The 26410-nt window shown below is 42.3% G+C and carries 29 protein-coding genes; 10 read left to right on the forward strand and 19 right to left on the reverse strand.

Going from position 1 to position 26410, the window contains the following annotated elements:
- The first annotated feature begins 9 nt into the window (after window positions 1-9).
- Window positions 10-813, forward strand: coding sequence for an N-formylglutamate amidohydrolase (locus ABJF11_RS11095; RefSeq protein ID WP_348119919.1), 804 nt, complete (start codon window positions 10-12; stop codon window positions 811-813).
- Entirely contained in the window at window positions 810-2192 is a 1383-nt protein-coding gene (locus ABJF11_RS11100) for a formimidoylglutamate deiminase (RefSeq protein ID WP_348119920.1), read from the forward strand. The genes ABJF11_RS11095 and ABJF11_RS11100 overlap by 4 nt, the downstream gene beginning before the upstream one ends.
- Here ABJF11_RS11100 and ABJF11_RS11105 read toward each other — a convergent pair whose 3' ends face one another.
- Window positions 2193-2597 carry a response regulator gene (locus ABJF11_RS11105; protein ID WP_348119921.1) on the reverse strand — a complete coding sequence of 135 codons (405 nt, stop codon included), beginning with the start codon at window positions 2595-2597 and terminating at the stop codon, window positions 2193-2195. It lies immediately after the preceding gene.
- A gap of 160 nt (window positions 2598-2757) precedes the next feature.
- Between ABJF11_RS11105 and ABJF11_RS11110 the strand changes: the two genes are divergently transcribed.
- The 4 genes from ABJF11_RS11110 to ABJF11_RS11125 all read left to right on the forward strand — a co-directional run bounded on the left by ABJF11_RS11110 (window position 2758) and on the right by ABJF11_RS11125 (window position 4856).
- A complete protein-coding gene (locus ABJF11_RS11110; protein WP_348119922.1) occupies window positions 2758-3273 on the forward strand; it encodes a DUF2911 domain-containing protein in 516 nt (171 codons plus the stop codon).
- Window positions 3274-3410: 137 nt separating this feature from the next.
- On the forward strand, window positions 3411-3851 hold the full coding sequence (locus tag ABJF11_RS11115; RefSeq protein ID WP_348119923.1) for a DUF6428 family protein: 441 nt from the start codon (window positions 3411-3413) through the stop codon (window positions 3849-3851).
- 97 nt (window positions 3852-3948) lie between these two features.
- Window positions 3949-4365: an arsenate reductase ArsC gene (locus tag ABJF11_RS11120; RefSeq protein WP_348119924.1), complete on the forward strand. Its 417-nt coding sequence runs from the start codon at window positions 3949-3951 to the stop codon at window positions 4363-4365.
- Window positions 4362-4856, forward strand: a complete 495-nt coding sequence (locus ABJF11_RS11125; protein WP_348119925.1) for an N-acetyltransferase family protein — start codon at window positions 4362-4364, stop codon at window positions 4854-4856. The genes ABJF11_RS11120 and ABJF11_RS11125 overlap by 4 nt, the downstream gene beginning before the upstream one ends.
- On the opposite strand, the gene ABJF11_RS11130 is transcribed toward ABJF11_RS11125, so the two are convergent.
- From ABJF11_RS11130 to ABJF11_RS11165, 8 genes are all read right to left on the reverse strand, one after another.
- A complete protein-coding gene (locus ABJF11_RS11130; RefSeq protein WP_348119926.1) occupies window positions 4853-6109 on the reverse strand; it encodes a replication-associated recombination protein A in 1257 nt (418 codons plus the stop codon). The two genes, ABJF11_RS11125 and ABJF11_RS11130, sit on opposite strands and share 4 nt — an antisense overlap.
- 63 nt (window positions 6110-6172) lie before the next feature.
- The gene (locus tag ABJF11_RS11135; RefSeq protein ID WP_348119927.1) at window positions 6173-6907 is read right to left on the reverse strand and encodes a hypothetical protein; all 735 of its coding nucleotides are present in this window, start codon (window positions 6905-6907) and stop codon (window positions 6173-6175) included.
- A 156-nt stretch (window positions 6908-7063) separates the two neighbouring features.
- Entirely contained in the window at window positions 7064-7666 is a 603-nt protein-coding gene (locus ABJF11_RS11140) for an SGNH/GDSL hydrolase family protein (RefSeq protein WP_348119928.1), read from the reverse strand.
- A gap of 7 nt (window positions 7667-7673) precedes the next feature.
- The gene (locus ABJF11_RS11145) at window positions 7674-7817 is read right to left on the reverse strand and encodes a hypothetical protein (protein ID WP_348119929.1); all 144 of its coding nucleotides are present in this window, start codon (window positions 7815-7817) and stop codon (window positions 7674-7676) included.
- Window positions 7818-7912: 95 nt separating this feature from the next.
- On the reverse strand, window positions 7913-8653 hold the full coding sequence (gene bla, locus ABJF11_RS11150) for a subclass B1 metallo-beta-lactamase (RefSeq protein ID WP_348119930.1): 741 nt from the start codon (window positions 8651-8653) through the stop codon (window positions 7913-7915).
- A gap of 34 nt (window positions 8654-8687) precedes the next feature.
- On the reverse strand, window positions 8688-9014 hold the full coding sequence (locus ABJF11_RS11155) for a hypothetical protein (RefSeq protein WP_348119931.1): 327 nt from the start codon (window positions 9012-9014) through the stop codon (window positions 8688-8690).
- 4 nt (window positions 9015-9018) lie between these two features.
- Window positions 9019-9504, reverse strand: coding sequence for a flotillin-like FloA family protein (locus ABJF11_RS11160; protein ID WP_348119932.1), 486 nt, complete (start codon window positions 9502-9504; stop codon window positions 9019-9021).
- 94 nt (window positions 9505-9598) lie between these two features.
- Window positions 9599-10918 carry a hypothetical protein gene (locus tag ABJF11_RS11165; protein ID WP_348119933.1) on the reverse strand — a complete coding sequence of 440 codons (1320 nt, stop codon included), beginning with the start codon at window positions 10916-10918 and terminating at the stop codon, window positions 9599-9601.
- A 189-nt stretch (window positions 10919-11107) separates the two neighbouring features.
- Between ABJF11_RS11165 and ABJF11_RS11170 the strand changes: the two genes are divergently transcribed.
- Window positions 11108-11395, forward strand: coding sequence for a hypothetical protein (locus tag ABJF11_RS11170; RefSeq protein ID WP_348119934.1), 288 nt, complete (start codon window positions 11108-11110; stop codon window positions 11393-11395).
- A 92-nt stretch (window positions 11396-11487) separates the two neighbouring features.
- On the opposite strand, the gene ABJF11_RS11175 is transcribed toward ABJF11_RS11170, so the two are convergent.
- On the reverse strand, window positions 11488-11904 hold the full coding sequence (locus tag ABJF11_RS11175) for a hypothetical protein (RefSeq protein ID WP_348119935.1): 417 nt from the start codon (window positions 11902-11904) through the stop codon (window positions 11488-11490).
- Window positions 11905-12143: 239 nt separating this feature from the next.
- On the opposite strand from ABJF11_RS11175, the gene ABJF11_RS11180 reads away from it, so the two are divergent.
- Complete coding sequence (locus tag ABJF11_RS11180) at window positions 12144-12797, forward strand: hypothetical protein (RefSeq protein WP_348119936.1); 654 nt, start codon at window positions 12144-12146, stop codon at window positions 12795-12797.
- A gap of 78 nt (window positions 12798-12875) precedes the next feature.
- On the opposite strand, the gene ABJF11_RS11185 is transcribed toward ABJF11_RS11180, so the two are convergent.
- From ABJF11_RS11185 to ABJF11_RS11200, 4 genes are all read right to left on the reverse strand, one after another.
- Window positions 12876-13235 carry an MmcQ/YjbR family DNA-binding protein gene (locus ABJF11_RS11185; protein ID WP_348119937.1) on the reverse strand — a complete coding sequence of 120 codons (360 nt, stop codon included), beginning with the start codon at window positions 13233-13235 and terminating at the stop codon, window positions 12876-12878.
- The gene (locus tag ABJF11_RS11190) at window positions 13235-13435 is read right to left on the reverse strand and encodes a DUF6728 family protein (protein ID WP_348119938.1); all 201 of its coding nucleotides are present in this window, start codon (window positions 13433-13435) and stop codon (window positions 13235-13237) included. Before ABJF11_RS11190 ends, ABJF11_RS11185 begins: the two co-directional genes overlap by 1 nt.
- Window positions 13435-15375: a (E)-4-hydroxy-3-methylbut-2-enyl-diphosphate synthase gene (gene ispG / locus ABJF11_RS11195; RefSeq protein ID WP_348119939.1), complete on the reverse strand. Its 1941-nt coding sequence runs from the start codon at window positions 15373-15375 to the stop codon at window positions 13435-13437. Before ispG ends, ABJF11_RS11190 begins: the two co-directional genes overlap by 1 nt.
- Window positions 15376-15486: 111 nt before the next feature.
- Window positions 15487-16194 carry an SDR family oxidoreductase gene (locus tag ABJF11_RS11200; RefSeq protein ID WP_348119940.1) on the reverse strand — a complete coding sequence of 236 codons (708 nt, stop codon included), beginning with the start codon at window positions 16192-16194 and terminating at the stop codon, window positions 15487-15489.
- Between the two features lie 121 nt (window positions 16195-16315).
- Between ABJF11_RS11200 and ABJF11_RS11205 the strand changes: the two genes are divergently transcribed.
- Both ABJF11_RS11205 and ABJF11_RS11210 read left to right on the forward strand, forming a co-directional pair.
- Window positions 16316-17044, forward strand: a complete 729-nt coding sequence (locus ABJF11_RS11205; protein ID WP_348119941.1) for an ABC transporter permease — start codon at window positions 16316-16318, stop codon at window positions 17042-17044.
- A gap of 2 nt (window positions 17045-17046) precedes the next feature.
- Window positions 17047-17802 (forward strand): ATP-binding cassette domain-containing protein, encoded by a 756-nt coding sequence (locus tag ABJF11_RS11210; protein ID WP_348119942.1) that lies wholly within the window; start codon window positions 17047-17049, stop codon window positions 17800-17802.
- Between the two features lie 263 nt (window positions 17803-18065).
- On the opposite strand, the gene ABJF11_RS11215 is transcribed toward ABJF11_RS11210, so the two are convergent.
- The 5 genes from ABJF11_RS11215 to ABJF11_RS11235 are packed head-to-tail and all read right to left on the reverse strand — an operon-like array spanning window position 18066 to window position 26406.
- On the reverse strand, window positions 18066-21545 hold the full coding sequence (locus tag ABJF11_RS11215) for a hypothetical protein (RefSeq protein WP_348119943.1): 3480 nt from the start codon (window positions 21543-21545) through the stop codon (window positions 18066-18068).
- A complete protein-coding gene (locus ABJF11_RS11220; RefSeq protein WP_348119944.1) occupies window positions 21545-25177 on the reverse strand; it encodes a HAMP domain-containing sensor histidine kinase in 3633 nt (1210 codons plus the stop codon). The genes ABJF11_RS11215 and ABJF11_RS11220 overlap by 1 nt, the downstream gene beginning before the upstream one ends.
- A 20-nt stretch (window positions 25178-25197) precedes the next feature.
- Window positions 25198-25581: a DUF983 domain-containing protein gene (locus tag ABJF11_RS11225; protein ID WP_348119945.1), complete on the reverse strand. Its 384-nt coding sequence runs from the start codon at window positions 25579-25581 to the stop codon at window positions 25198-25200.
- On the reverse strand, window positions 25559-25798 hold the full coding sequence (locus ABJF11_RS11230; protein ID WP_348119946.1) for a hypothetical protein: 240 nt from the start codon (window positions 25796-25798) through the stop codon (window positions 25559-25561). Before ABJF11_RS11230 ends, ABJF11_RS11225 begins: the two co-directional genes overlap by 23 nt.
- Window positions 25799-25833: 35 nt before the next feature.
- Window positions 25834-26406 carry a DUF420 domain-containing protein gene (locus ABJF11_RS11235; RefSeq protein WP_348119947.1) on the reverse strand — a complete coding sequence of 191 codons (573 nt, stop codon included), beginning with the start codon at window positions 26404-26406 and terminating at the stop codon, window positions 25834-25836.
- Window positions 26407-26410 lie beyond the last annotated feature (4 nt).

Below are 26410 nucleotides of genomic sequence, written 5' to 3' on the forward strand. Positions count from 1 at the left end.
AATTCGCATATGCCATTTGAAATCGTAGAACCCAAGATACAAGAGGTACCCATTCTAGTGAGTGTCCCTCACTGCGGTACGGACATTCCGTCTTCCATTGTCAATCAGTATGATTCGGAAATGATAGCCCACATAGATGATACCGATTGGTTTGTCGATCAGCTATATGATTTTGTAGGCAACATGGGTATCAAAATGATCAAAGCCAGGCACAGTCGCTGGGTGATCGATCTGAACAGAAATGCCAACAGTGAACCGCTCTATTCCGATGGACGGGTTATCACAGCTCTTTGTCCAACCACCGATTTCAACAATAAATCGATTTATATAAAGGATGGACCTAGCCAGGAAGAAATCAATCGAAGAATAGGTAGCTACTATTATCCGTACTATGATCGGATCAGGCTGGAACTTACGCGTTTGCAAAAAAAATTCAAGCACGTTCTTTTCTTTGATGCGCATTCCATCCGGCAATACGTCCCGGGCATACGCAAGGAAAAATTTCCGGATCTGATCTTAGGCGATGCAGATCAAAAATCTGCTGACACGAAGCTCATTCAAGCCACTCTGGAAGTACTGGAAAACACGCCTTATACTTGCAACCACAATCATCCATTCAAAGGTGGGAATCTGACCCGTACCTTTGGTCAGCCAGAAAAAAACATTCACGCATTGCAATTAGAAATGGCCAAAACGGTATACATGTCTGACGACGAATTAGATTATGAGGTTGGAAGAGCCGATAAGGTGAGAAAAGATTTAAAAAATATGTTTTCGGCATTGACCGAAACTCTAAATGACATGAACAGATGAATAAGGTTTGGGAATTTGAAGGGCTTTTGCAACAGGACGACTGGATCTCTCCTGCCTATGTCACTACTGATAACTCTGGACTTATCACAGATATTTCTACCCAAAAACCAATCTTAGACATTGAAGTAGAATCAGTAGCAGGGTATGCCATTCCCGGATTTCAGAATGCACACTCTCATGCCTTTCAGTATGCGATGTCCGGCTTAGCCGAAATCCATCCAGACCCCACCTCACAAGATGATTTTTGGAGCTGGCGTGAGACTATGTATAACATAGCGCTGACCATGGATCCAGAGCAGTTTGAACATATCGCAACCATGCTCTATGCTGAAATGTTATCTCATGGCTACACCCAGGTCGCAGAATTTCATTATGTCCATCATGATAAAGAAGGAAAGCCCTACGCACAACTGGCTGAGATGGGAAATCGACTGGTCTCGGCCGCACAGACCGCCGGTATTGGTATTACGCTCGTACCCATTTTTTATCAGCAAGGTGGGTTTGGCAAAGCACCTAGCGACAAACAACGAAGGTTTATTTCAAAAAATGCTGAGTCCTATCTCGAGCTTCTTTCAGCTTCGGATTCCGCCACCAAAAAATACAACAAAGCCAATGTAGGACTAGGCATTCACTCACTCAGAGCCGTGGATCAAGAGTCTATAACGGCCGTGTTGAATGAGGCAAAACAAATGCCCATCCACATACACATAGCAGAGCAACTCAAAGAAGTGGAAGACTGCCTTGAGTTCTATGGCCAACGGCCAGTCGAATGGCTGCTCAATAATTTTGCGGTCAACGAAAATTTTCATCTCGTCCATGCGACTCATCTCACCGCAGAAGAGACTACAGGCATTGCTAAGTCAGGCGCACATGTCGTGCTTTGTCCCTCTACTGAGGGTAATTTAGGGGATGGGATTTTCCCTCTGGGTCAATTCCAACAGCAAGGCGGACAATGGTCTATCGGTACAGATAGTCATATTGGCATCAATCCGCTAGAAGAGTTAAGAATATTGGACTACGGCCAGCGATTGACTACACACAGGCGAAACCAGTTGATCTCTCCAACTAATGGAGATGCTGGTAGATTCGGTATCGATATGGCACTAAAAGCCGGACGAAAAGCAATGGGTAATCATACAGTTGCGTACTTTGAAGTAGGACAACCTTTGGATGCAGCAGTGATCGATGCTCAGACACCCTTGATTGCGACGTCAAACCCAAAGAATCTGCTTTCTACAATGGTATACAGTGGAGACCGCACTTTTATACTAGGCACAATGGTCAATGGAGCATGGAAGGTGAAAAACAAAATACACTACGCTTCAGATCAGATTGTATCCAACTTCAAAACGTCTATAAAGGCCTTAAAATTTAGATAATCAAAGGTAAGTGTCGATTTCTTTTAGGATATCAGAGGTCAAAGGCTTGGTAAACAGCTTCTGAACTTCCCTATACTGATCTGCGAGTTCGGCATCCTGATAGTATTGAGAAGAGGTAAGAACAAAAAGTTTGATCTTTTCACTCTCTACCGAGGTCATCATTTTTCTATACTCTCTGATAAAGTCCCATCCGCTAATGGTTGGCATATTGATGTCCAATAATATGACATCAGGAAGCGCTTCGGATTTGTTCTTGACTAGATCCTCCAAATAAGTCAGCCCTTTCGTCGAACTGGTGAGTGACTCTACAGACACTTCAGGGTTGTAATCCTTGATAACTTTGGTGCAAATCAGATTGTTGATCTCATCATCATCAATAATTAAAACCTTAATTTGTTTCGTCATTATACTTAATAGAGGTGGTGAACAATAAGTTCGTCAATTTAAATTAAAAATATGAGAATAAGGAAATAAATCAGCCGTTGGAATCACTATCAATAAAAAATATGCAGGAACCCAGATGTTGTTATTTTCGTTTTCAAACCAAACAAAAAAACTTGAACTTATGAAAAAGATTTTAACAATTTCTTCAACCTTTTTATTGATGGTTGGTTTGCTCACCAGTACGGCCGCTAACGCTCAACAAAAAGCAAGTCCAGCGAAAGTTTCAAAAGCTTCTGTGAGTGGCAATGATGTAAGCATCAACTATAGCAGTCCGTCTAAGAAAGGTAGGGAAATCTACGGTGGCTTGGTGCCTTATGGCCAAGTATGGCGAACGGGAGCCAATGAGGCTACGACAATAGAGTTGTCAAAGGATGCAAATATTGGAGGTGTAGCTGTGAAAGCAGGCAAATACTCTCTCTTTACTATCCCGGGCGAAAAGGAATGGACAATCATCATTAACTCCAATGCAAAGCAATGGGGTGCCTATTCGTATGACAAATCCATGGACGTGGGTAGATTCACCGCTACTCCCAAGGCTCTGGACTCAGCCGTTGAAAGTTTCACCATCGAAGCCAATGATCAAGGTGTAGTTGCGCTGATCTGGGATAAAACTCGCGTGGAGTTCAATATCAAGTAGTTAAAAAAATAGCAATAAAAGGGCTCTGGATTAGTTTTCAGAGCCCTTTTTTATTTTATCTCAAGTATTTTGTAACATTAATCGTAATTTTACGATTATAGGATTACTTAAATTTTAATCGTAATTTTACAATCAATATGAAAACATCAGAATTTATAGAAGTCCTCAAAGAAAACCCGAGTCTGGGACTAGAGTTTGAGATAGAAAGCGGAAAGTTTATCAAGCCCACATTTCACATTACGGAAGTAAAAAATCTAACCATCGAATCAGTAGATTGTGGGGGAAATCCTGACAGCTACAAGCAGACGGTAGTACAGCTGATGGTGAATCCGCTAGAAGAAATGAGAAGACCCTGGTCTGCTAAAAAAGCCTTAGATATTTTCGAAAAGGTGGAAGCCCTAAAGCCTATGGAAGCTGATGCGGAAATATTCTTCGAATACGGCGATCTGGAAATGCGGACGTCAAATTTTAGTGTAGAAGACGTATTATTTGCTAACAACACAATCAGATTAGAGCTGTTTGCCAAACCAACTGTGTGTAAACCCAGTCTTAACCCTGGTGCCAAGCAGTGCTGTTAAGCCTGATTGACATAAGATCTAATAAGGGTCATTGCTATTAAAAACAGCAATGACCTCTTTCATAATGACAACTACCCGCTCATACTAACTATCAACAATGAAAAATCTAATCATACTTTGTACAGGCAATAGCTGCAGAAGCCAAATTGCGGACGGTTATTTCAAACACTTTGCCAACGATCAGTTGCGTGTGTATAGCGCTGGCATAGAGACTCACGGTGTCAACCCGCGAGCGATCCAAGTGATGAGCGAAGAAGGCATCGATCTCTCCGGCAATACTTCTAACAACATTACGGAATACCTCAATGTTCCTTTCGACTACATTATCACCGTTTGCGATCACGCACAAGAAAACTGCCCTTACATTCCAGGCGACGGCGAACGGGTGCATTACAATTTTCCTGATCCGGCGAAAGCGACTGGTACAGAAGAAGAAATTCTGGCCAGTTTTAGAGCTACACGCCAAATGATCAAGGATTTCGCCAAAGCATTTGTCGCTGAACGAGGTTTATGAATCTGACCCCTTTGCTACCGGAGCACTGGCCAACTGTCGAGCAAATCTATCAGGACGGCATCGATACAAATCAGGCCACCTTTGAGACTAAAACTCCCTCTTGGGAGGACTGGGATAGAGGACACTTGAAATCTCCTCGATTAGTGATATTTGATGGGCATCAAAAGTTGGTCGGATGGGCAGCACTGTCCCCTGTTTCGAGTAGAGCAGTCTATCAAGGTGTGGCAGAGGTAAGTATATATGTTGCCATCGATCAACTGGGTAGAGGGATTGGTAAGCTGCTACTTACAGAACTGATTGATCAAGCAGAAAAAGCCGGTATCTATATGCTACAAGCAGTGACTTTTCCCGAAAACAAAGCAAGTGTCAGACTGCATACTCAATTAGGATTCAGAATGGTGGGTAGACGAGAGAAGATAGCCAGGCAACATGGGAGATGGAGAGATACTGTGCTTCTAGAACGAAGATCGCAGCACCACATGGATAGTTAATATCCGTACTTTTCTTTCCATTGCGCTTTTAGCTTTTTCCGCATATCCTCCTCTCGAGGATTTTTTCCAGGTTCAAAAAGCTTATGCCCCTTCACCTCTTCAGGCATAAATTCAAAATCGACAAAATTTCCAGTATGGTCGTGGGCATATTGATAACCCTGCCCATAGCCTATTTCTTTCATGAGTTTGGTCGGAGCGTTTCGGATTCCCAGCGGGATAGACAGGTCTCCAGTCTCACGCACGAGCTGTTGAGCTTTATTGATTGCCATGTAGGCAGCATTGCTTTTTGCTGAGCAGGCGAGATAGACGACACATTGGCTAAGGATTATTCTGGATTCCGGATAGCCAATGACATTGACTGCCTGAAAAGCATTGTTGGCAATCACCAAAGCTGTCGGGTTTGCGTTGCCAATGTCTTCTGATGCCAGAATCAATAGCCGACGAGCAATAAATTTGACGTCTTCCCCTCCTTCTATCATCCGCGCGAGATAGTACACGGCTGCATTCGGATCGCTTCCTCGGATAGACTTGATGAAGGCTGAGATAATATCGTAATGCATCTCCCCACTTTTGTCGTAGATAGCAGCCTTCTTTTGAGCGATTTCTGTGACGACGTCATTGGTCACTATAGCTTCTTTTCCCAACGAGTCCACTACAATTTCGAGCAGGTTTAGGAGTTTTCTTCCATCGCCGCCTGACAAGCGCATGAGTGCTTGGTCCTCTTTGATTTTTACTTTTTTGTCTTTGAAAGTATCGGGATGATTGATAGCCTTTTCGATAAGTTCGGTCAGATTTTCTTTAGCCAAAGCATTGAGGGTATAGACCTGACATCTGGAGAGCAAAGCGGCATTGACTTCGAAACTGGGGTTTTCAGTCGTAGCTCCAATAAGCGATACCTGGCCTTTCTCAACGGCACCGAGCAGGGCATCCTGCTGACCTTTGTTGAATCGGTGAATCTCATCGATGAAGAGGATGGACTTGGATCCCAAGCGGGATTTTTGAATGACTTCTCTGATGTCTTTTACGCCTGCGCTAATTGCGCTTAGCGTAAAAAATGGCATTTTGGCAGAATTGGCTATAATATTTGCTATGGTAGTTTTCCCTACTCCGGGAGGCCCCCAAAGTATCATAGAGGGCACAGCACCCGAGTTGATGGCTCGTTTCAGAATATTTTTAAGATGGTCTTGTCCTACTAACTCATCGAGCTGATGCGGCCTAAGTTTTTCAGCAAGCGGTATGGGATTGTCAAGCATAATATAGGCTACGAATGAGGGCACTAAATGATTGGAAAATTAATGAAAAACAGGAAAGATTGATCAATTGTCGTCTTCAGAATCATCCGGCGTCTCCTCAATCTCCTCAGGCACCACTTCTTCTTCGATAGGCAGCTCCTCTTTCGGTAAGTCATCTTCTGCCGTTTCGGGTTGATCTTGTGCTTCGCCTTTCTTTTTCTTGAATAGTCCACCCAAGCCTTTTTTCTTCACTGCGGTAGTATCAGCCTCCTGCAATAGCTCCTCTTCCGACTTTTCTGGTGATGGTGGTGGGCGATTGTCTATGAACAGCTCTCCATAATACTTATTATAGTAGGCTTGTTCCTGGTTGTAGCCATTGTCAGGTGAATATCTGTATTTGTACTTTGGCCCTTCGGGCTCTGCTTCTTCGACTTTAGCAAGTAGTGGAGCAGTAGATACAGAATCGATACCCAAGGTATCAGTATCTACAAAATCCTCTGCAATAAATTCCCCCTGATCAATAACATCTTCTGATGTGGTATCGATAGGTACCGGCGCCAGCACATTTTTCTTAGGTGCTGTCATCAACTCATAATTTTTTCTAAATAAGCTTGTCTGCTTGTTTATTCCGTACTTGCTTCTACGGGAAGCCATGGCAAATTTCGGGGTGCTGTCGTTGGAGAAATAGGAGTATTTGGCCAGACGCATAGAGTCGTCCAGAATATACGTACTCTGAAAAGCAGGGCATACCACATTGTCTTTACAGGAGTAAATAACAAGGCATATCACAAACAACACTGGAAAACTAGTTCTCCTCACAAATTTTATTCAATTAGGGATTAGGTGGATACAATCACTAACCCTCAAAAATGGATAATATTTCCTGATTTATACAATAAATCAACCCAATTCTTGGACACCATTTCACGATCAAAATCAAATATCAATATTCAATCTTAGAATAGTACCAGTATCCTATTTTAGCATGGATTTCACTGTCGGATAGGCGGCATCGACCCACTCTTTGTACATTTTGCCAGAAGGATGGAGGCCATCTTCAGCTACGAGTGACTCATCACTGACTGCTTTTCTACTACCTGGTGTGATGTCGATAAAGGCTACTTTATATCTTTGGCAAATGGATTTGGCCAGTCGATTGTATTCATCCAATTCAAGACCTATTTTTTTAGGGTTTTTGTCCGCTGCAAACGGAGTGACGCCATAGTCAGGAATAGAAATCACAAAGGTCCTTTCAACCCTGTTGGCTGCAAAGGCAATGGACTGTTTGAGCAGAGATTCAAACTCCTTTTGGTACTGCTCTATCGGGTATCCACGATATTGATTATTGACACCTATCAGAAGAGAAACCAAATCATAATTGGAAGCAGGCTTTTCCTTATCGATTGCTGCCTGCAGCTCGTCAGTGGTCCACCCAGTAGTCGCGATTATTTTGGGTACTTCCATTTTGATTCCATCACCTACCAGTCGGCCCTGTAGCACATGTGGCCATCTTTCGTCTGGAGCAACTGACTCACCTATGGTATAGGAGTCGCCTAGTGCTAAGTATTTATATGTCATTTGATTATCAAAGTTTTTTTCCTAAAAATACCATGGCTATGGCTATGAATCCTACTCCTGTGATTCCAGGTGGTAAAATATTGGCTTTGACTGACATATAGATCATGATCACTCCCAAAAGGATCAGTAAATAGGCTACAGCTTTTTTCATTTCAATTGCTATTAGTGGATTGATTATTCTTCATGAACAATTTATTGAAAATTGAAGTCTTAACAAACCTGATAGATATATACCTAAAATTGTATCTATTGGCGAAATAAGATTGCTGTATATTCCAGCAGCTCCTGATCTCCCCACTTGCCATGACCTGGCACGACCAATTTAGTTTTAGGAAACTTCTTTTTGATCTTTTCTATGGTATTTGACCATTCACTGAGATTGGCCTCTCCTGTGTAGCCTTCGGATGCTCCCAAGCTTTTGACGAGGCATCCGCCAAACATCACATCTATGGTAGGCATATAGGCTATTACGTTGTCGCGGGTATGGCCTTCTCCGACCCCGCCAATCCATACTTCACTGTCACCGACCGGAATTGTAATTTCTCCGTCGAATCTGACCATAGGCTCGGTCTCTCCTGCTTCTTTGGCCAGCTCCACGGTCAGCGTTTCTCCAAAAGATGGAATACCCATGTCATGTGCAACACTGAGTCCGGCAAGGCAATCTCCATGAGAATGGGTCGGGATTATTGCCGATATTTTAGTTTTCAATTGCTGCTCTAGAAATTCAATCAGCTCTCGCGTGGCCGTAGTATCTGCGGGCGTATCAAAAATAATGCTTTGGTCCTTGTCCACATAAATTAAACCGTTGCAGCCTACTTTGCCATAGTCATCTGTCTGTAGATAGCTCTTGTGTACATAGGCTTGCGGAGCAATGGCGTAGATTTCCAGCTGATCAGATATATAGACTATTTGATCTTCTTTATTTTCAGTGTTGCATGAAAGCAACAATGCGAAGAATACGGCTAGTGTAGAATGGAGGAGCTTCATAATTTGGATTGGTCTTGCTTTACTTTTTTTGGTATTACAATTCTTGGAATACGTTCTTGCCTTGGCCCTGATCCCAGGTAAAATTTTCGATTAGATGTCTTTTACCAATGGAATCGACCGATACACTGCATATAGATTCACCACCTGTCACGTGCCCATCGTCATGCTCTTGAGCATATTTGAATGTGAGTGTATTATTGACCAGTCTACCTGCCAGGAAGCCTTTTATTACCCTACCTCCTTCGTATCTGGCACTTACGATTTCATTCTTTTGAACGAATGTGAATATGGTGTCTTGATTTACAACACCGTTGGTGGCAGTCTCGGTTACATTCATAAGTGCGCCGTGGAGATTGATCATCGAATTATAATTTTGTTACGAATATGGATAGCTCATTTATTTGTGACTCACTCAGGTCTTCAAAGATTTTTCTGCACAATTCACGTTTGGTGTCTCCCAATCCTGACTCAAGATCTGATTTTCTTTCATTTATGAAACTCATTAGATTTTTTCCGGCTAATCCGGCTGCCTTCAACTCATCATGTGTAATGTTGAGATTGGATTGTTTGACTGTAATGAGGGCTTTTGTAAGTTCTTTTACATCTCCGCTTGCCAGCGAATAGGTTTCCAATTCAGCTAAACTGATTTTGACACCAGCCTTCTGGCAGGTAATCATGGAATTCACAATATCTGTTAGAGGTGATTTTCGGATGCGCATAAAAACCAGCTCCCAGATGCTGATCGATACGTCGGAGAATTGAGCTGTGATCCAGAGCCCTACGGGTACGAAATAGCCAAATATGACAAAAAATACGACACTGGCAATAAGGAAATAAATGGCTTCTGGCATGCTATTTACAATTAGTGTAAGGAGACTTTAAAGATATGATAAAACCTCATGGTCGGCAAGGCGAAACCATGAGGTTTTAGAAAATATCAATTGATCAGGAATCACCTAGTTTTTGCAACCTTGCGATATCTTGATCTATGGAAAGAATCAGAAGGCAGGTGGCCGTACAAAATACTGGGCTCGTGATGCAGTGGTGTCCGCTCCAGCTTCCATTCGTATTTTGAATATGAACGATTCTACCTGCTGTGTTGTCAAACCACTTGGTCCATTCTTCGCCACCGGCAATCACCATAGATTCTCCTGTTTGCAAGAAGCTTAAAAATTCTTCTCCACCATTGTTGCCAAAGCCGCTAAGTACGTCTTCTTCCTGAGCCCTATTTTTGGCTGATTCAAATACATTGTAGCTGGTAGCCAATCGTGACGATTCTTCTTCACTAAATCCTATCTGCTCGAGCAGTTCTTCGGACATCTCTGCATCGTCAGCTATTTCTCCTTTTCGCTTGGCCTCCTCGACTTTGATCTTGGCTTTTTGGGCTTCCTTAGCGCTCGCTCTAAGCGATCCGGACACAGCATAGAGCATGATTCCGGCCCCTTTTTCTGTATTGACTTTACCTGAAGCGGGATTATAGTTTCCCTTTTGAAATTCTCTGGATCGCTTTAGTGCATCCTGATCGATTGCTACTCCATTGACTTCTGCTGCTTCGATAGCTTGATTGGCATAGGACGACTGCAGCACGCCAGCCCAGCCGTCTCCTTTCAGGCTTCCGTCTTGATTTTGGTTGGTTTGTATTCTTGCTACGCAATCTGCCAATGCCGAACGTACTCTGTCTTCTGTTTTGGCTGGCAGATCATTCAGTTCGAGCAGATTATTGAAATATTGAGCTGCCAGTACGGCATCTATGTTGTCTCCAAGTTTTACCTGTATCTGGGTGTTTTCCAGCTCAGTGATTTTCAATCTATCCTTAGGAGTGTCTTCTACAGCACTTAGCAAGTACTCTGTCGCTCTTGTCAGCGCCGACGAGTATTTCCCATTCGTCAGTGTACTCTTGGCACGAAGCATAGCCATGCCGACCATTGCTGTAGTGGCGGGATCGGTACTTACTGCTGTGGCATCACGGAGCTGTTGATAGCTGTGACTGCCTGCTCCCCAACCTCCGTTTTTCTGCTGAACCGACGCAAGGAAGCTTAGGCCCGAGCCTAGTGCCTGTTCGACTTTAGCTACATTTTTGAAATGGCTGTGACCGTCAGCCGATTCTTCTCCAAATATGGTTTTGAAAGTACAGCCCTTTGCTCCGCACATTTTGATATGATTGTGATCGCGAGGGTTCTTGTTTGTTGATTTGAAGCTGGGTGCAAACGACAAGAGCAAGCCTACAGCGAACATCCATGTCAAGGTTTTTGTTATAGTTTTCATAAGTATCTGCGTTTTGATTATATCATTTGATTGGACCAAGTACGTTGCTTATTTCATCAATGAAAACGTGTATTTAGGGAAGTCCGTGAGCCAGTGAGTGAAGGCCAAATGTGATTGAGGGACGAAACGCCCATTAATATCAATATTTTGATTAACTCGTCTTTATTTTACAAGTAAAAAGAAATTTAAATGAATCCGAATTTCCGAAAAGGCCTCTACATTGGACTGATATTTTACCTTTTTGGGGCTACCGTTACTATGGTAGTACATCACGTCTCTGGGTGGGAATATATGCATGCCCCTCCGCCAAGTGCTTTTGTAGTCCTTATTGTTTTGCTGCTGGCACTTGTACGAAGCGTATGGTTGGTGACCAATTTGGATAGCCGGCATGCCACTAGACACAAAGGGGAATTAGCTGTGCATGGCTTGCCGATGTTAGGGTTTATCATATTGGTAATCAGTCTTATCATGAGCTGATAGACTGAGTATATTGTCTTAAACCTGAAATATGCATTAGAAAACCTATTCCAATCATAAAGCACTTTGGCCGCTGATTAGCTGTACTTGCGCTACATATAAATGCCTAAAATTACGATGCCTACCAATACTGAAGTGATTAGCAAAGAAATAATTAAGGGTTTCCAAATGGATTTCTTCTCTGCGACCACTTCATCTCCTATATAGTTTTTATGGAAATATTCAGTCAAGATCATAGCACCTATTATATTAACAATGTATGTCAAATAGGAAGGTGCATTTTCGAATGTGGTCAAAAAATAAATCGTAACGACAGCATAGATCACAGAAAACAGTAGAACCGAATTTGCTTTATCAGTCTTGTCCAATGCCCGCAAATTACTGTAGAGTAGTACACCTCCGAATATGGTCGAAAAGAAAAAAGAGAAGCCTCTGATGGCGGTCTTAGAATACAATTCTTTGGCTTGATGCTCAGGGATATTAATTATTTCTTCGTCTAGCTCGCTCATGATGGGGGTCGAATTATTTGGTTGAGATCTGTGCAATCTAGTAAAAAAGGAAACACTCAACAATCATAAATTAAATCTGCAATGATAACTACACACTTTTATTACTGCATTACTCACTATTCTATCAGCTACCCCGTCTAAGGTAATACTGACTATACCTCTTTTGCCTGAGCTCATCCTTAACTATTCATTCCAGCTTTGAGATGTAATTATTTTAGAACAAAACCATACATCTAATCATGAGCAATTCAGATAATACCAAACTCTCCGTCACCAACAACACCGACGAACCTGTAGAGGTTTTCGTCACCTTTGCTGCGGACAACCATGCAAATAAATGCTGCCCGTCACCTGTGGGGGTTGAGGCTTTTGACATCCTGACTAAGACAAACTCGCTGAGAGGCAAATTCACCCTGGCGTCTAAGCAAACACAAGAGTTTGACCCTAAAGGTCAGTGCTTTAGCGGTAATATTGGTTTTTACATAGAGCCACAATGTCCGGTATCTGGTGCAGACTTTCATCATGGGGAATTTGGAACCAACATTGCAGAATTCACACTAAACCCAAATCAAGGCTGTGACGAGGCTTTCGACATCAGCTGCGTAAACGGAGTGAATTGCTTTATGGAAATGAAGGTCGAAGATGGAATGGGATGGCACTATGGTCCCAATCAGACTCTTATCAGCAAAATCTACAACCGAGCTTTACAGGAAAACGAAGGAAATCCCGGGGTCTTTCCGGTGAATTGCACCGATTGTATTCGCCTTGTGGGAAATGCTCCTTGTCCGTCGCTGCCTATTGGCCCTGCCCAAAAGGAGAGAATCTGTAATATCCAACGCACACAACGTGGAGGTACAGTCCAAGTGATTTTGCAAACCCCAGTGCCTTCTTAAAAATCGAAGATATTGTTGATTTTATGGCCATGTGTCGCTCCACATTGCCATATTTTTCTAAGTATCCCTTGGGAGTTGCTAATTGAGCCTAGCCAACTCCTCCTTTAGCTTCTTTGGTAGGCTGGCCGCAATAAGAGTATAGGAGTGGTCAATCAGCTCATATATGAGTTCGTCAGGAAGTGTGCCATCGGGATAGACAGAATTCCAATGCTGCTTGTTCATGTGATATCCCGGACGTATCGCGGGATGCTGGTCTCTCAATTCTACCGCGCGTTCGGGGTCACATTTCAGGTTGATAAATTCAAAGGTTTCAATATTCGCAAGGGCGTACATCTTGCCCATGACCTTAAAAACCAGTGTCGAATTATCGAAAGGGAAACCTTCGGAGGTACCAGGTTTAGACAGGCAGTAATCTCGGTAAGATTCGACATTGATCATTATTGCAACAGGGTTTTCTTGATGATGAAATAGATTACACCCAGAAGAAACGCAATGATGGCAAATTTGTTGATGCCATGCATCATTCTTAGATTCAGGTCTCTTTTCTGATTTGGGTCCTTTTTCCTAAAGAAGTACCCAAATACTTCTCCTAGTGAAAAAAACTCTCTCAGTTTACTATTTTCTTGTTTGTCCTCCATCAGTTCAAGATTAATTCTGTTAGTTCGGGTTCGATCCAGTTGCCGTCGTCCTTGATGATTTGAATCAATTCATCTACGGCATAGTCGGCGTGTACAGCTTTTTTCACTACCTCCTGCCCTCGATACAAGGTGATCTTATCTTTACCGGAGCCTACATAGCCGTAGTCAGCATCAGCCATTTCGCCTGGGCCATTTACAATGCAGCCCATGATCCCGATTTTCACTCCTTTCAGATGATCTGTACGTTTTCTAATCATCGCCGTTGTCTCCTGAAGGTCGAATAGTGTTCTCCCACAAGAAGGGCATGAAATATACTCCGTCTTGGTCATTCGGGTTCTGGCAGCCTGCAAGATCCCAAAAGCTGTTTCGTTCTCGACTTTTTTGCTGCCATTTCCTGCAAGCATTACACCGTCGCCCAATCCATCGATGAGCAAGCCTCCAATATCGGTCGCAGAAGCCAGCTGAAATCCTTCGGTCTCTGCAATCGTCTGATGCCAATGAATAACTACAGGGTGCTTAACTCCTTGCAAGATCAATTCGAAAACAAAACGACGAAGAGAGGCCATCGTATGATTGTTGCTGCTGTGCAGTACGATAATAGCATTCTTTACTGATTTCAGTTGTCCCACTTCAGAAAGCTGCTCAGCCTCAACTTTAATAAATGAAGGTTGATCGGTTGGTAATTTTGAGGCCTCTGATATATCCAACAATGGATATTTGTTTTTCTTATCTTCCAGATGGCTCCACACCTCATAATCGATGATTTCTTGCAGTCCGTTCGGTAGCATAAAACTAATGGGGTGGCTACCTGTATAAATATAATCTGCCCCAATATCATTCATACGCCATTTGTCTGGTTCGGGGAGATAAAAGTGGCCTATATCGCGTAAGTCTTTAATTCCTATGTCCGGATTATGACTGAAGTCTGCGATGACTCTTGGTACATTGTGATCCCCAAAATTTAATAGCTCTTGGGTCTCCCGTCTCTTGTATACAAATGGGTCGACTGGGCTCTCGGCAAGTGGGCTGATTGGGTCATGTCCGGCACGGTTTGCATATCTATCAATCAGTGCCTGCGCGACGGGTGCTTCAAATTCTGGCTCTTCTGTCAATGACACGCGTACCGTATCACCTAGTCCATCCTCTAGTAGGGCACCAATCCCTACCGCCGATTTGATACGACCGTCCTCTCCTTCTCCGGCTTCGGTCACTCCTAAATGTAACGGATATGGTTTTAGTCCCTCCTCATCTAGTTTATGTACCAGCAGGCGATAGGCTTGCACCATGACTCTGGTATTGCTGGCTTTCATCGAGATTACGATATCGTAGTACTCGAGATCCTCACAAATTCTTAGAAATTCAAGCGCCGATTCTACCATACCTAATGGCGTGTCTCCAAATCTACCCATGATACGATCGGACAAAGAGCCATGATTAGTACCGATGCGCATGACTGTCCCATGTTCCTTACAGATTTTGACCAGGGGTTCGAATTTTTGTCTAATCCGTTTTAGCTCTTGCTCATAGGTCGCATCTGTATATTCCAGCTCTTCAAATTTCTTTTTGTCTGCATAGTTGCCAGGATTCACCCTCACCTTTTCCACGATTTTGGCAGCGAGCTCGGCGGCATTAGGGGTAAAATGTATGTCTGCTACCAGAGGCACTTCAAATCCCCTGGCTCGCAAGCCGTTTCTTATCTGTTCGAGGTTTTGGGCCTCTTTCAGGCTGGGAGCGGTAATTCTCACATACTCACAACCTGACTCCACCATACGAATCGATTGCTCGATGGAGCCTTCAGTATCCATGGTGTCAATTGTAGTCATGGACTGTACTCTGATGCGGTGGTCACCTCCCAATGGTACTCCGCCGATGTTGACTTCTATGGCTTTCCTTCTGTGGTATTCCGTGAGTGACGGGCAGTATTTATGAGATTTGGACATGATACAAAAATAGTGAGGAGTAGAAAGAATTGTTCAAGAATTGATTAATTATCCGTGTTGCTTAGTTGTTCTTTCTTCCTCCAACAGATGACATTTAACTAATAAAGCTTTTTATATATCTCCCAGTTGAGGCCGGATGACCAGTTCTTCTATCACAGTACTACGCGACATGCAGTAGGCAGCCCAGAGTGAGTCTGCCACATCCGAGGCTTTGATGAAACGCTCCTCAGGTAAGTCCACTCCTTCCCAACTCGCTGTAAAAGTAGCTCCAGGGTGCACTGACGTGACACGAATGCCATGGGGTTTTAGTTCTTCTCTCAGTCCCAAGGACATTCCATGCATGGCAAATTTAGAAATACTATATGATCCACCATTGGGATAGGCTTTCAGTCCAGCCACTGAGCAGATATTGAATATATCACCGGTTTGTTCTTTGATCATCATGGGAATGACCCCACGTGATAGGTCATAGGCACTATACAGATTGGTTTTGATCATATGATCAAGTGCACCAGCCTCTTCATTATAGATTTCTCCTGGCACGAACGTTCCTGTATTATTTACAAGCACATCCACTTGGGTCACGGTATCATTGATGAAGCTAACAAACTTGGCTGTGTCTCCTTGCTTTGAAAGGTCAGCCTGAAAGGTATAAATTTTGATATTTGAGTAGTTTTTGGAAAGCTCTGCCTTCATGCGACTCAAGTCTTCACCGCCCCTGGCGCAGGTGATCACATTGAAATCTTCGGAGGCAAATTTCTCAATCACAGCTCTGCCGATTCCCTTTGTTCCTCCCGAAACCACAATCGTCTTATTCATAGTAATTCCTTTAATGACAGGGGCAAATTAAAGGTTTACAAAATTATTTGCTGGTAAAGTGATTTTAAATTCTGACAGGTAGTCGAAAATTGTTATTTTGGTGGCGAAATTTAGATTTTCAATGGCAAGTCTCGGACGATTTATATTATTCATAGGATCCATGTTTGTGCGGCGGGAGAGTTTTCTCACCTATGTGAAACTCACGGTGGATGAATGTATGAAAATTGGTATCAACTCCATTTTCATCGTCTCTATCGTTTCAATCTTTATTGGAGCGGTGACTACTCTTCAGACGGCCTACAATTTGGTAAGTCCGTTCATTCCTAATTATGTGATCTCCCTGGTCGTACGAGACATGACTATACTCGAACTGGCACCCACAGTGATGGCTATCGTGTACGCCGGCAAGGTAGGATCAAATATAGCTGGGGAGCTGGGCACGATGCGGATATCAGAGCAAATCGATGCTTTGGAGGTGATGGGGATCAATTCCTCGTCTTATCTGGTATTGCCTAAAATCATTGCCTCATTTTTTATGTACCCTATGTTGGTGATTCTCTCAGCCTTTCTTTGTATTCTAGGAGGGTTTTTGGCTGGTACTCTTACCGGGACTTTGACTGGATATGAATACATCTATGGTATAAGATATGAGTTTGTAGCCTACAACGTTACTTTTGCACTCATCAAATCGTTCAGCTTTGCTTTGGTCGTAGCTTCGATTTCTGCCTACAAAGGATATTTCACTAGTGGCGGTGCACTGGAAGTAGGCCAGGCCAGTACCGCAGCAGTGACCAACAGCTGTATCGGGATTCTTACCGCTGACTTTTTGCTTACCAAATTATTGCTCTAACGATGATAGAAGCTCAAAACATCAGCAAGTCCTTCAACGGGAAAGAGGTCATCAGAGACATAAGCATCAAATTTGATCAGGGCAAAACCAATCTGATTATAGGCGCTAGTGGTACTGGTAAAAGTGTCTTGCTGAAATGTATTGTTGGATTGATTCAACCTAATCAGGGCCAGGTGCTCTTCGATGGTCGCGATTTTACTAATGCAGGAAAAAATCTAAAAACCGAAATTAGAAGGGAAATTGGTATGCTATTTCAGGGGGGGGCGTTGTTTGATTCCATGACTGTGGAAGAAAATGTAATGTTTCCACTGAATGTCCTGACAGACATGAAAAATGATGAAAAACTGGACCGTGTCAATCATTGTTTGAAGCGTGTGGAGCTGACGAATGTAAACGATAAAATGCCATCAGAAATCAGTGGTGGAATGAAAAAAAGAGTGGGGATTGCCCGGGCTATCGTCAACAATTCCAAATACTTGTTTTGTGATGAACCAAATTCTGGATTGGACCCTCAGACCTCCATTACCATAGATAATCTAATCAAGGAAATTACCGAAGAGCTAAACATTACAACTGTGGTAGTGACTCACGATATGAACTCGGTGATGGAAATAGGAGATAAGGTCAGTTTTATTTTTCAAGGTCAAAAATTGTGGGAAGGCGACAATGAGTCCATTTTTGACTGTGAGGTAAAGGAATTACAAGACTTTATCTTTGCCAATAATCTGATGCGCAATGTAAAGCGCCATCGAGGCTGATCAGGTATTGACCCAGAGTAGAAATAAAAATGCTGAATAGCTAATCACTGCTGCAACCAGCTTAAATGTCTTCCAATAAAATTCATCTCCTTTCTTAACAAGATAACCTAGTAACATCATAATAGGACAAATTTGTTTTGCTGAACTTATTTTCTAATCGAAGTACTATAATAAACTGCCGAGAAAAAAATTAATTATACCAAGTGCTGGATAATTTCGACAGATCGTACCAAATCAACGGTCAACGATTTTCGTGCCAGAATCTAAAATAGGGCTGTGACTTGCATTCTGCCCATATGGATAGTGGGTCGGTCAGTAGACTTTCTACCTTCATATCCAAGGCTAATCTGAAGACCTGAGATCAACTTCTGATTATAACTGAATTGCCAAGAATAATTAGTGCCCGGTTGAAGGGCTTCCAGCAGTTCATAAGCAGCGGCCGTATTGATATCACCATTAAAGGAAATATCAGCCACTCTAAGACTAGCATTTAGAGCATTTTTCACTCCGTTAGACCATCTGGACTCAAATAGTACCTCATGGACTTTGGAGTTTTCGGGATCATCCGAAACCTGACTATTGTTTTTTGAAGCCCAGCGGTAGGTCGTGCTAAATCTAATATTGTTTGTGGGCTGCCAAATCAAACCTGGAAGTGCCTCTTGGCTGGTGATAAGATAGTTTCTGTCTTCTTGAAACTGTGATGCATTCTCCCTCTCTCCTCTTCGAAATCCCGTAGTAACCGTGATCTCCTTATTGATGTGAAACCGGAGATTGAGGGAGTATTCCTGATTTAGTCTGGATTCTATGCCCCGCGAGATGAGTTGCTTCGAATGGTTGAACAAATATCCGATATCTCCGCCAAGTCCTCGCCCTGACCGATTAAAAAAGAATACCGTGCGCAGAGCATCTCTTAAAAAGATCAACTCAGAATCTTCAACACTCAATTCAAATGGGTTAAATCTGGAACCAAAATCGTCGTTGGTATTTTTCTTATTGATATTAATACTCGTGCGATTGGATACCTTGCTCGCCATTTCTTTGAAGCCGCCTTGATTTCTCCAGCTTTTGGGCATTTGAGAATTGATGGTAAAGATCAGGGTGGTATTGAAGGCATTGACAAAGTCATTGGTCGGCACAAATACACGGATATAATTGCGCTCGTCAAAGTTGACGGCCTCGAAAAATTCAGTAAGGTCCTGAACGCCGTCTTGGTTTAGGTCTCGCCAGGCGTGGGTACCTTCCCCGTTGGCAACTTCCACGTAGATGTATTCCCTAAGAATTTCGCGACTGCTGGACGTTGCATAGGAAAGATCAGTGCGTATATGCTGATCCAGAATGCCTCCCTGCCAATTGAATCTACCCAAAATCGAACTTTCATTCTCTAGATTGGAAAAGGCTTCCTGATAGTTTACCTCCCTGAATGTGAAGGTAAAGTCCAATCGATTGTTTTTGTTGACATTGGCAGCAGCATTGGCTGAGGTCGTTTTAGAGATAGAAAATGGGGTCAAAAAACCATTTAGGATATTGTGATCTTCTCTCAGGGTGTAGTCGATTCGATAGTTGACTTTGAGCGAATCATTGTTGCGCAAATAAAACTGATGAGCGGTATAGTTCATTGCGGTACGATACAGCACATCGCTGGTCGCAAGACGTACTTCATTTTTGTCCTCTTGTATTTTATACCCAGGCACAATAAAAAACCGATCCATATATACTTCACTATACCATCTCCTCCATTTTGATTTTTCATTGATATTTTCGTTTTTCAGAAAGAAATGTCCGCCTGCCATTTTAAAATCACCAAAGCTTTTTCTGAGTTCTACCTCATGCTGAAATCCATCTATTACATTTTCTTTTTTACGCAAGGAAAACCTTGCCGAGGCCATATTTCTAAAGTCCTTGTGCAACAATAGCGAACTGTTGAATATATTGTCAGCAGTTCGAAAGCTATCCGTCTGAGGTGTATAACTCCAATCCCGATCGTACTCAATCGACCTATATCGATCTATTGGCTTGAAATCCGCACCATCATGTTCGTAGTCCATCGTAGCACTAAGCTCGTACTCAGGCAAAAATTCAATCTCCATGTCCTCTGCTCTCAGGCCCACCTTGTAGGCTATATCATTGTTATCATCATTGCCAATAGGCGAATACAAATTGAGGTCTTGATCGGAAAAAGCCACCTCTGCAAATACGGTCACTGGCTCCGAAATTTTGGTTTCCACTCCGGCAACGATCAGTTGTCGAGAATTGGGAGCAGGCACAAATCGAAGTGGGGCATAGGTCCCCTGAGATACCCCGCCAGACGGCGAGATCCATTCATAGACTCTGCCATTTACATCATTGATGACGAGTCGATAGTCTCCATTGCCCAGACCAACATTTGAGAATGATACACGATAAAGCTGCTGTGCGGAATCCACAGAGTATACAAAAATAGATTGTGGATTGCCTTCCAGATCCAGCGTGTCCTCTTTTTCATAGAGCACTGTACTGGAGTTGAAGTCGGATTCTATTTCTCCTGCGATTGGCACAGGTAGTTGATCATCTCCAGCTTCACTCATTAGCAACTTATCACTATCAGAAAGCAGAAAGGAAAGCGGTCGGTTCCTATCGTCTTTTTCTCTGTAGTACTCCAGGTGAAAGGTGCTGTTTTCGGTGCTGATCTCTTGCCTGGCATTGATAATAGACCTACTGTAGTTTTGATCTGAGTATTCATAAGTTACTCGGATTCGAGAAAACTGCGTGATTTGCACTGTAGGATTAAATGTAATTTCGCCCAGATTATAGTTGATGATATAGTCGTGATTGTATCCTCTGGTCAGCACTTTCCCATCAAGATATACATGCTCTGAGTTGGCAAGTACCACCACAAATCGTTGACCGTCAGGGCCTGTAAGCTGATACGGGCCTTGAAGACCTTCTAAGGCGGTGACGGTAACGTCAGCAAATTGGCCTTTAGCAGTTGCCACTGCTACCGTAGATCTGCCTGAAAACTTTTCATTGATGTCATAATTGATGTCAAACTGCCCTCCTTGTACATTTTTGTAGTAACGCATGAAATTAGAATTTCCATTGGTGAGTACTACATCGCCTGCTTTCAAGGATAGTTTTTCATTGTAAATCTCAAAAATGATGTTGTCGAATTCTCGAAGTTGCAGGGTATTTCCCTCAGGCTGAAAGGGAACATTCTGATCAGTGATATCTGCGCGAATATTCAAATTTTTTGAAAGCTTGCCTTCCATTTGGAAATTGAAAACTGAGTTGACGTTCAAATTTTGGCTGTTGCCAAAAGTCACCCCACGTGATAGACTACCGGTTTTATAAATTTCTGATGTAGAGAATAGTTCATCTTTCTCATAGACATAGTTATTGATCGTTGGTCGGGTGCCAAAGGAGGCAGTAGAGTCATAGAGGCTTTTGGATTTATGTGCATATTGGGCCTTTTTTGGAAATGGTATCACTCGGAAACACACTTCATCCAGCTTGGCTATTGGTTGATCTATAGTCAGTCTATTAGTCTTTGAATTGAACTGATAGGAACCTCCTGATCTAAGATTTACAGAAGTAGGGTCAATAATCAAGCTATCGCTTAAATCAATAGCAGAACTACCAGCTTCTATCTTGATGCAACGCTGTGAGGATTGACAATAGGCACTTGAGAAAAACAGAAGGCATCCGGCCGTGAGCATGAACCACAGGAGGTTTGCCTTTGCAAATCCGCTGGTAGCTTCGGCTTCCATTATGCGGTTTGATAAAGTGGTAAATCTATATAAAAGGTTGTTCCCTGGTTTTCCCTGGTCTCGAACCAGAGGTTTCCTCCAGCGTGTTCGATACCTCTTTTGGCTACTGCCAGTCCAATACCAGAGCCTGTTTCTTTGGTGCTGAAATTTGGAATAAAAACCTTGTCCTGTATCTCTTCAGGTATGCCTTCTCCCCGATCTCTAAATTCTAATCTGACCCGACCCTCTTTGATATTCATAGATACATACAACGTCGGATTTCCTAAATCTTTCATGGCTTGAAAAGCATTTAATATCAGGTTGTTGAAAATCCTTCCAAAAAGCTTCTTGTCTCCCATGACGGTGTAAGTGCCCGGCTCGAGCGCTGTCTCAATGTTCTTATCCACATGCAGATCTATAGATTTTTCCAAAACCTGGCGGAGATCAAATGGCTCGCGTTCTGGTGTTGGCATCTTTGCAAAGTGGCTAAAAGAGGTCACGATTTCATCTAAGGTATCAATTTGATTAAGCAGAATTTCTAGCGACCGTTTATCGCCTCCTTTATCTGTCAATAGCCGTTGTAGGTGCTGAATGGTCAGCTTCATTGGCGTCAGCGGATTTTTTATCTCATGCGCCACTTGTTTGGCCATTTCGCGCCAAGCTGCTTCTTTTTCGTTTCTCGCTAGCTCTATTTTTGTGCTTTCGAGTTTGCCGAGCATGTTGTTGTATTCTCTTACAAGGGTCCCTATTTCGTCGTCTGCCTTCCACTCTATAGGTTCATTGGCTTGCACAAAACCGGTTTGATGCAGACGGTCTGCAATTTCAACAATCGGACGGGTCAGCCTGGAAATGATGAAGTATGCTATGAGAATGGACAATATGAATACAAATGTGAAAATATTGATGATGTTGCCAAAAACCTCTAGCTGTTGTCTTTTGAGATGATTTTTGGAAGCAAAGTAGGGTGACCCAAGTACACCCAGCAGCTGTCCAGTATCTGTTGATTGTATGGCTGCATAGGAGGTTTTATAGAAAAAGTCGCCTATTGATTCATCCAGGATCAGGCTTTCTTTTCCTTTGCGAATCAGCTGATCCATAGCTGGTGCTACCAAATATTCGGAAACTATATTTGATTCAAATATCATCGGCGTGCTAGAGGCTAGTAGTCTGCCTTCCAGACTATAAATATTCAAATCCATACCGGCATGATTTGCCAATTGAGATATTTCATTTCCAAATTCTTCCTTGTTGATTTTTTTCTGATAGAAAAAATTCATCATATCATTGACTGTCTCGGTCATCACCAGGGCCTTTTTCAAATTGGACTTATCTATTTCTTTTCTGTTGGAAACATCGGTGCTGGACATGACTGCCACTCCCACCAACACCAATGGAATAATAAATGAGGCCCCGGAATAAATTAAAATCTTCGTGGAAAAATAGAGTTGGACAGCTTCTCTCGGCATCAGCAGAAAATTCATAATGAAGACCACACTGGCTACACCAAGGAACAGTGCAAACAGGAAGGAGAAATTAGAGATAATATTGGTGGTCGGGTAAACTTCACTGGAGATAAGAATCTTCTTGTTTCCAGAAATGGCTCCCAGATGATAATAGCCTTCGTGCTCAAGTCCTTCTTCGAACAGACCTTGTCGATTCAAAAAAGTAGTATCAATCTTGGATTCATAATCGAAATCTCCCGACTTATATAGCAAATTGTTTCCCACAAATATGGCATAATCATATTCTGTTGCAGATCGTTGCGTCCTGTCCACGAGCAGCTGTGGAAGTACTCTCTTGCCTGAGAATTTTTTCAATCTTAGCTCGATTTCAAGATAACCAGTCGTATTTTGATAGCGCTCTAATTCTACGAAGCAGACAAATTTCTTACGCTTCCGAATATCCATTTGTGCATCATAATATATGCCTTCAAATCCAGTTGAGAATTCCGTGGATTCATAATTTGGCCTTAGATCGTCTATTGTGCTACCCTTATATTTATCAGAGATACCTTGGCCGTCAGCATCAAAAAGGGCAATTTCTATTTCGTAATTATTAAAATAGGTATTAAAATATGTTCTCTGGATTCGCTGTACAATACTCTCCCTTTGACTTTGAGGATTGATCATTTTGCTATTGATCACCACATCATTTTTTATTTTTTTCATGATGGTGGAAAGAAGATATTCTCCATCGATGTCCCTATCCAGCTGGAGATAGGTAGCAAATTTTTTAATCTTATTGGTCTCCTTTTTTTCGAAGGATTCATAGATCAAAACGGAACCAGTGAAAGCCAAAAGAATCGCTGAGAGCATCAAATAATTCAGGCTATTGAAGCGGAGTTTTTTGAGGTTTGAAGGAAGATCAAATTGATAGACCACAATTTGGTAGAGCAAATTGCCACTAAGTACGAGCCAGAGGCTATCATAATTAAAAAGCACTACTCCGCTGATCAGAATACTGACCACATGGAGTTTCAAAAAGAGTGCGCGGTGTCCTCCAGCTTTGCTGAAGGCTTCAAATCCAAAATAGGTAACCAGAAAATAAAGTATACCATAAAGGGAAATCAGCAAATACGCGAAAATGCGCTCTAGCGGAAAATTAAGTGAATCGGTAATATCGAGTGAAAGTTGAGAATGGGCCAGTACGATTTGAATGGTATCAGCAAAGAGATAAAAAACGAAATAGCCCATGACGATCGAGGCATAGGATATCCATCTTTTGGTACGATTACCAGCCCAACCTATAAAGTCGTCTTTTTCAAATAGTACAAATACCAAAAAGATGTTTAACGACAGCACGTTGAGCAGTGCATCTCCGAGGCTGGAATAAAACCATTCGAAGCTAAAGGTCGAACTGGCAAATACGCCTAATCTAAAATAGCCGCTCGGAAAGTGTGCCGCAATCATAATGCCTCTCAACAGTATGATAGATAATAGCAAAAAAGTAGCTCCATGTCCAAATCCTCGCTTGTACTTGATCCAGATGGCCAGATGGTAAATAAGTAGAAAAAGACCACAGAAAAACAAAGTAATGATTAGAAGAATAAGATGATTGGCTTCCTGTGCATAGTTTGATCTGCCTGTCCATTGAACATTGAAAAGCTCCTTACCTTCAAAGCGGATGGGTACTGAAGACTCTCCATAGCCTATTTCAAGATTGCTGGGGATAATGTTTCTGTTGTACTCATCAGGAAACGATCTCAGGTCCGAATCAAAGATTTTGCGGATAGGGACAAAGGCTACTAGTTTATATGCTCTGTCAGTGCTGATCTGATCATAGGTTCTGAATAAGTATTCTCCCTGCTGACCTGACAGTAGAGGTTCAGATGGTGAAATGATAAACTGTTCTAGAGGTGGGATAAACAAATTATTTGTCCAGCTAATCAGTTTTCCTTTTTGATCATAGACCAGAAAGTCTACTCCTAATGGCGCACTAAAAAAAGGGATATCATCTTCGACCAGGTCATGAGCCAAATCCAATATAGCATATTGCTCGGCAATCGCAGACTCTATACCTTCCGCCTCTTTTTCCACGTCGATTCTGGAGAAGGCAATAAGGTATACCAGCACAGCCAATCCAATGGCTGAGAGTATTAATCCTAAGAATATGTACTTTTTTGTCTGAATGATTTTGAAGTTAGAATCAATCAATCAAAATACACAAAATTATGCTAATCAGAGTATTTGGGATTGAATCTGATCCCTCCAAAAAGATGAAGGAAAATCGATCTGGAGTATTTAAACATCACGGGCCAGAAGATGGCCAAAGACACCAAAACTACCGACATATAGACCCAGGTCTCTGGATTTCCAAAAAAATTGTATAGTACGAATCCGGTAGTCAATGTGATGGCTGCTGAAAAGGCATAACTCACAAACATGGCTCCAAAGTAAAAACCAGGTTCAGGCTCGTAGGTCTGCTCACAATTGGGACATTTATCATACATATCAATGCTGAACCACTTCTCAAGTAGCTTGTATTTAAACATTTCGCCTTCACGGCATCTTGGACATTTGCAGGTTAGCAACGCCTCACTGGAGCTTCTTTTTTCCATGACTTTTACTTTTTTTATACCAAAGGATGCCTATTACAAGTATGGCCAGATACGGGGTGAAAAACAGATACATAATACCGAAATTCAACCCTTCAGCCAGGCTCAGTTCGCCATGGCTCACATTGTTTACAATCGTGGTCTTACACATCGCACATTGTGCCCACACCTTTGTGTAGGGTAACAAAAGAGAGAATATTATTAGAGCTACCTTTTTCATTTGAACTTATAATTGTTCAGGTATATGTACGAATATTATTGCGGATAGTATGGGCTTGCCATAAAATAAACAAGAACACCAGTCACGGATACATACATCCATATTGGCCAGGTATATTTTACCGTATTCTTATGCTTTTCTATGTTTCCGACAATCGCAAAATAAAAGGCGAATAGTACAAATGGAATCACCACAAATGACATTCCTATATGAGATAGTAACACAGCAAAATAGAAGTATCTGAGATTTCCAATTCTGACCTCTTCACCATGTTCAAGTATTCCGTTGAGATTAGCATCGCCAAACATTGCGGATGCGCTAGTCGAATGATAAAGCGAATAAGCCAACACGAAGATTATTCCAAGTGTAAGTGCAAAAGACATAAAGAACTTGTGCCAGAGAATCTCACCTTGTCGAGCATACCTTTTGCCCATAAGGAGGAAAATGGCCGTCAAGGAATTGACTAATGCGTTGAATGCAGGAATATCTTTGAGCCAGAGGTAGTCTAAAGAAATTTTGGAAGGTGAATACAAAAAAACGCCTATGAGCCCCGGTATGGCAACCGAAAGCAACGCAATGACAACGATTGCTACTTTACTATCTTTCATATGT

Source organism: Reichenbachiella sp. (assembly GCF_039941815.1).
GTDB lineage: Bacteria > Bacteroidota > Bacteroidia > Cytophagales > Cyclobacteriaceae > Reichenbachiella.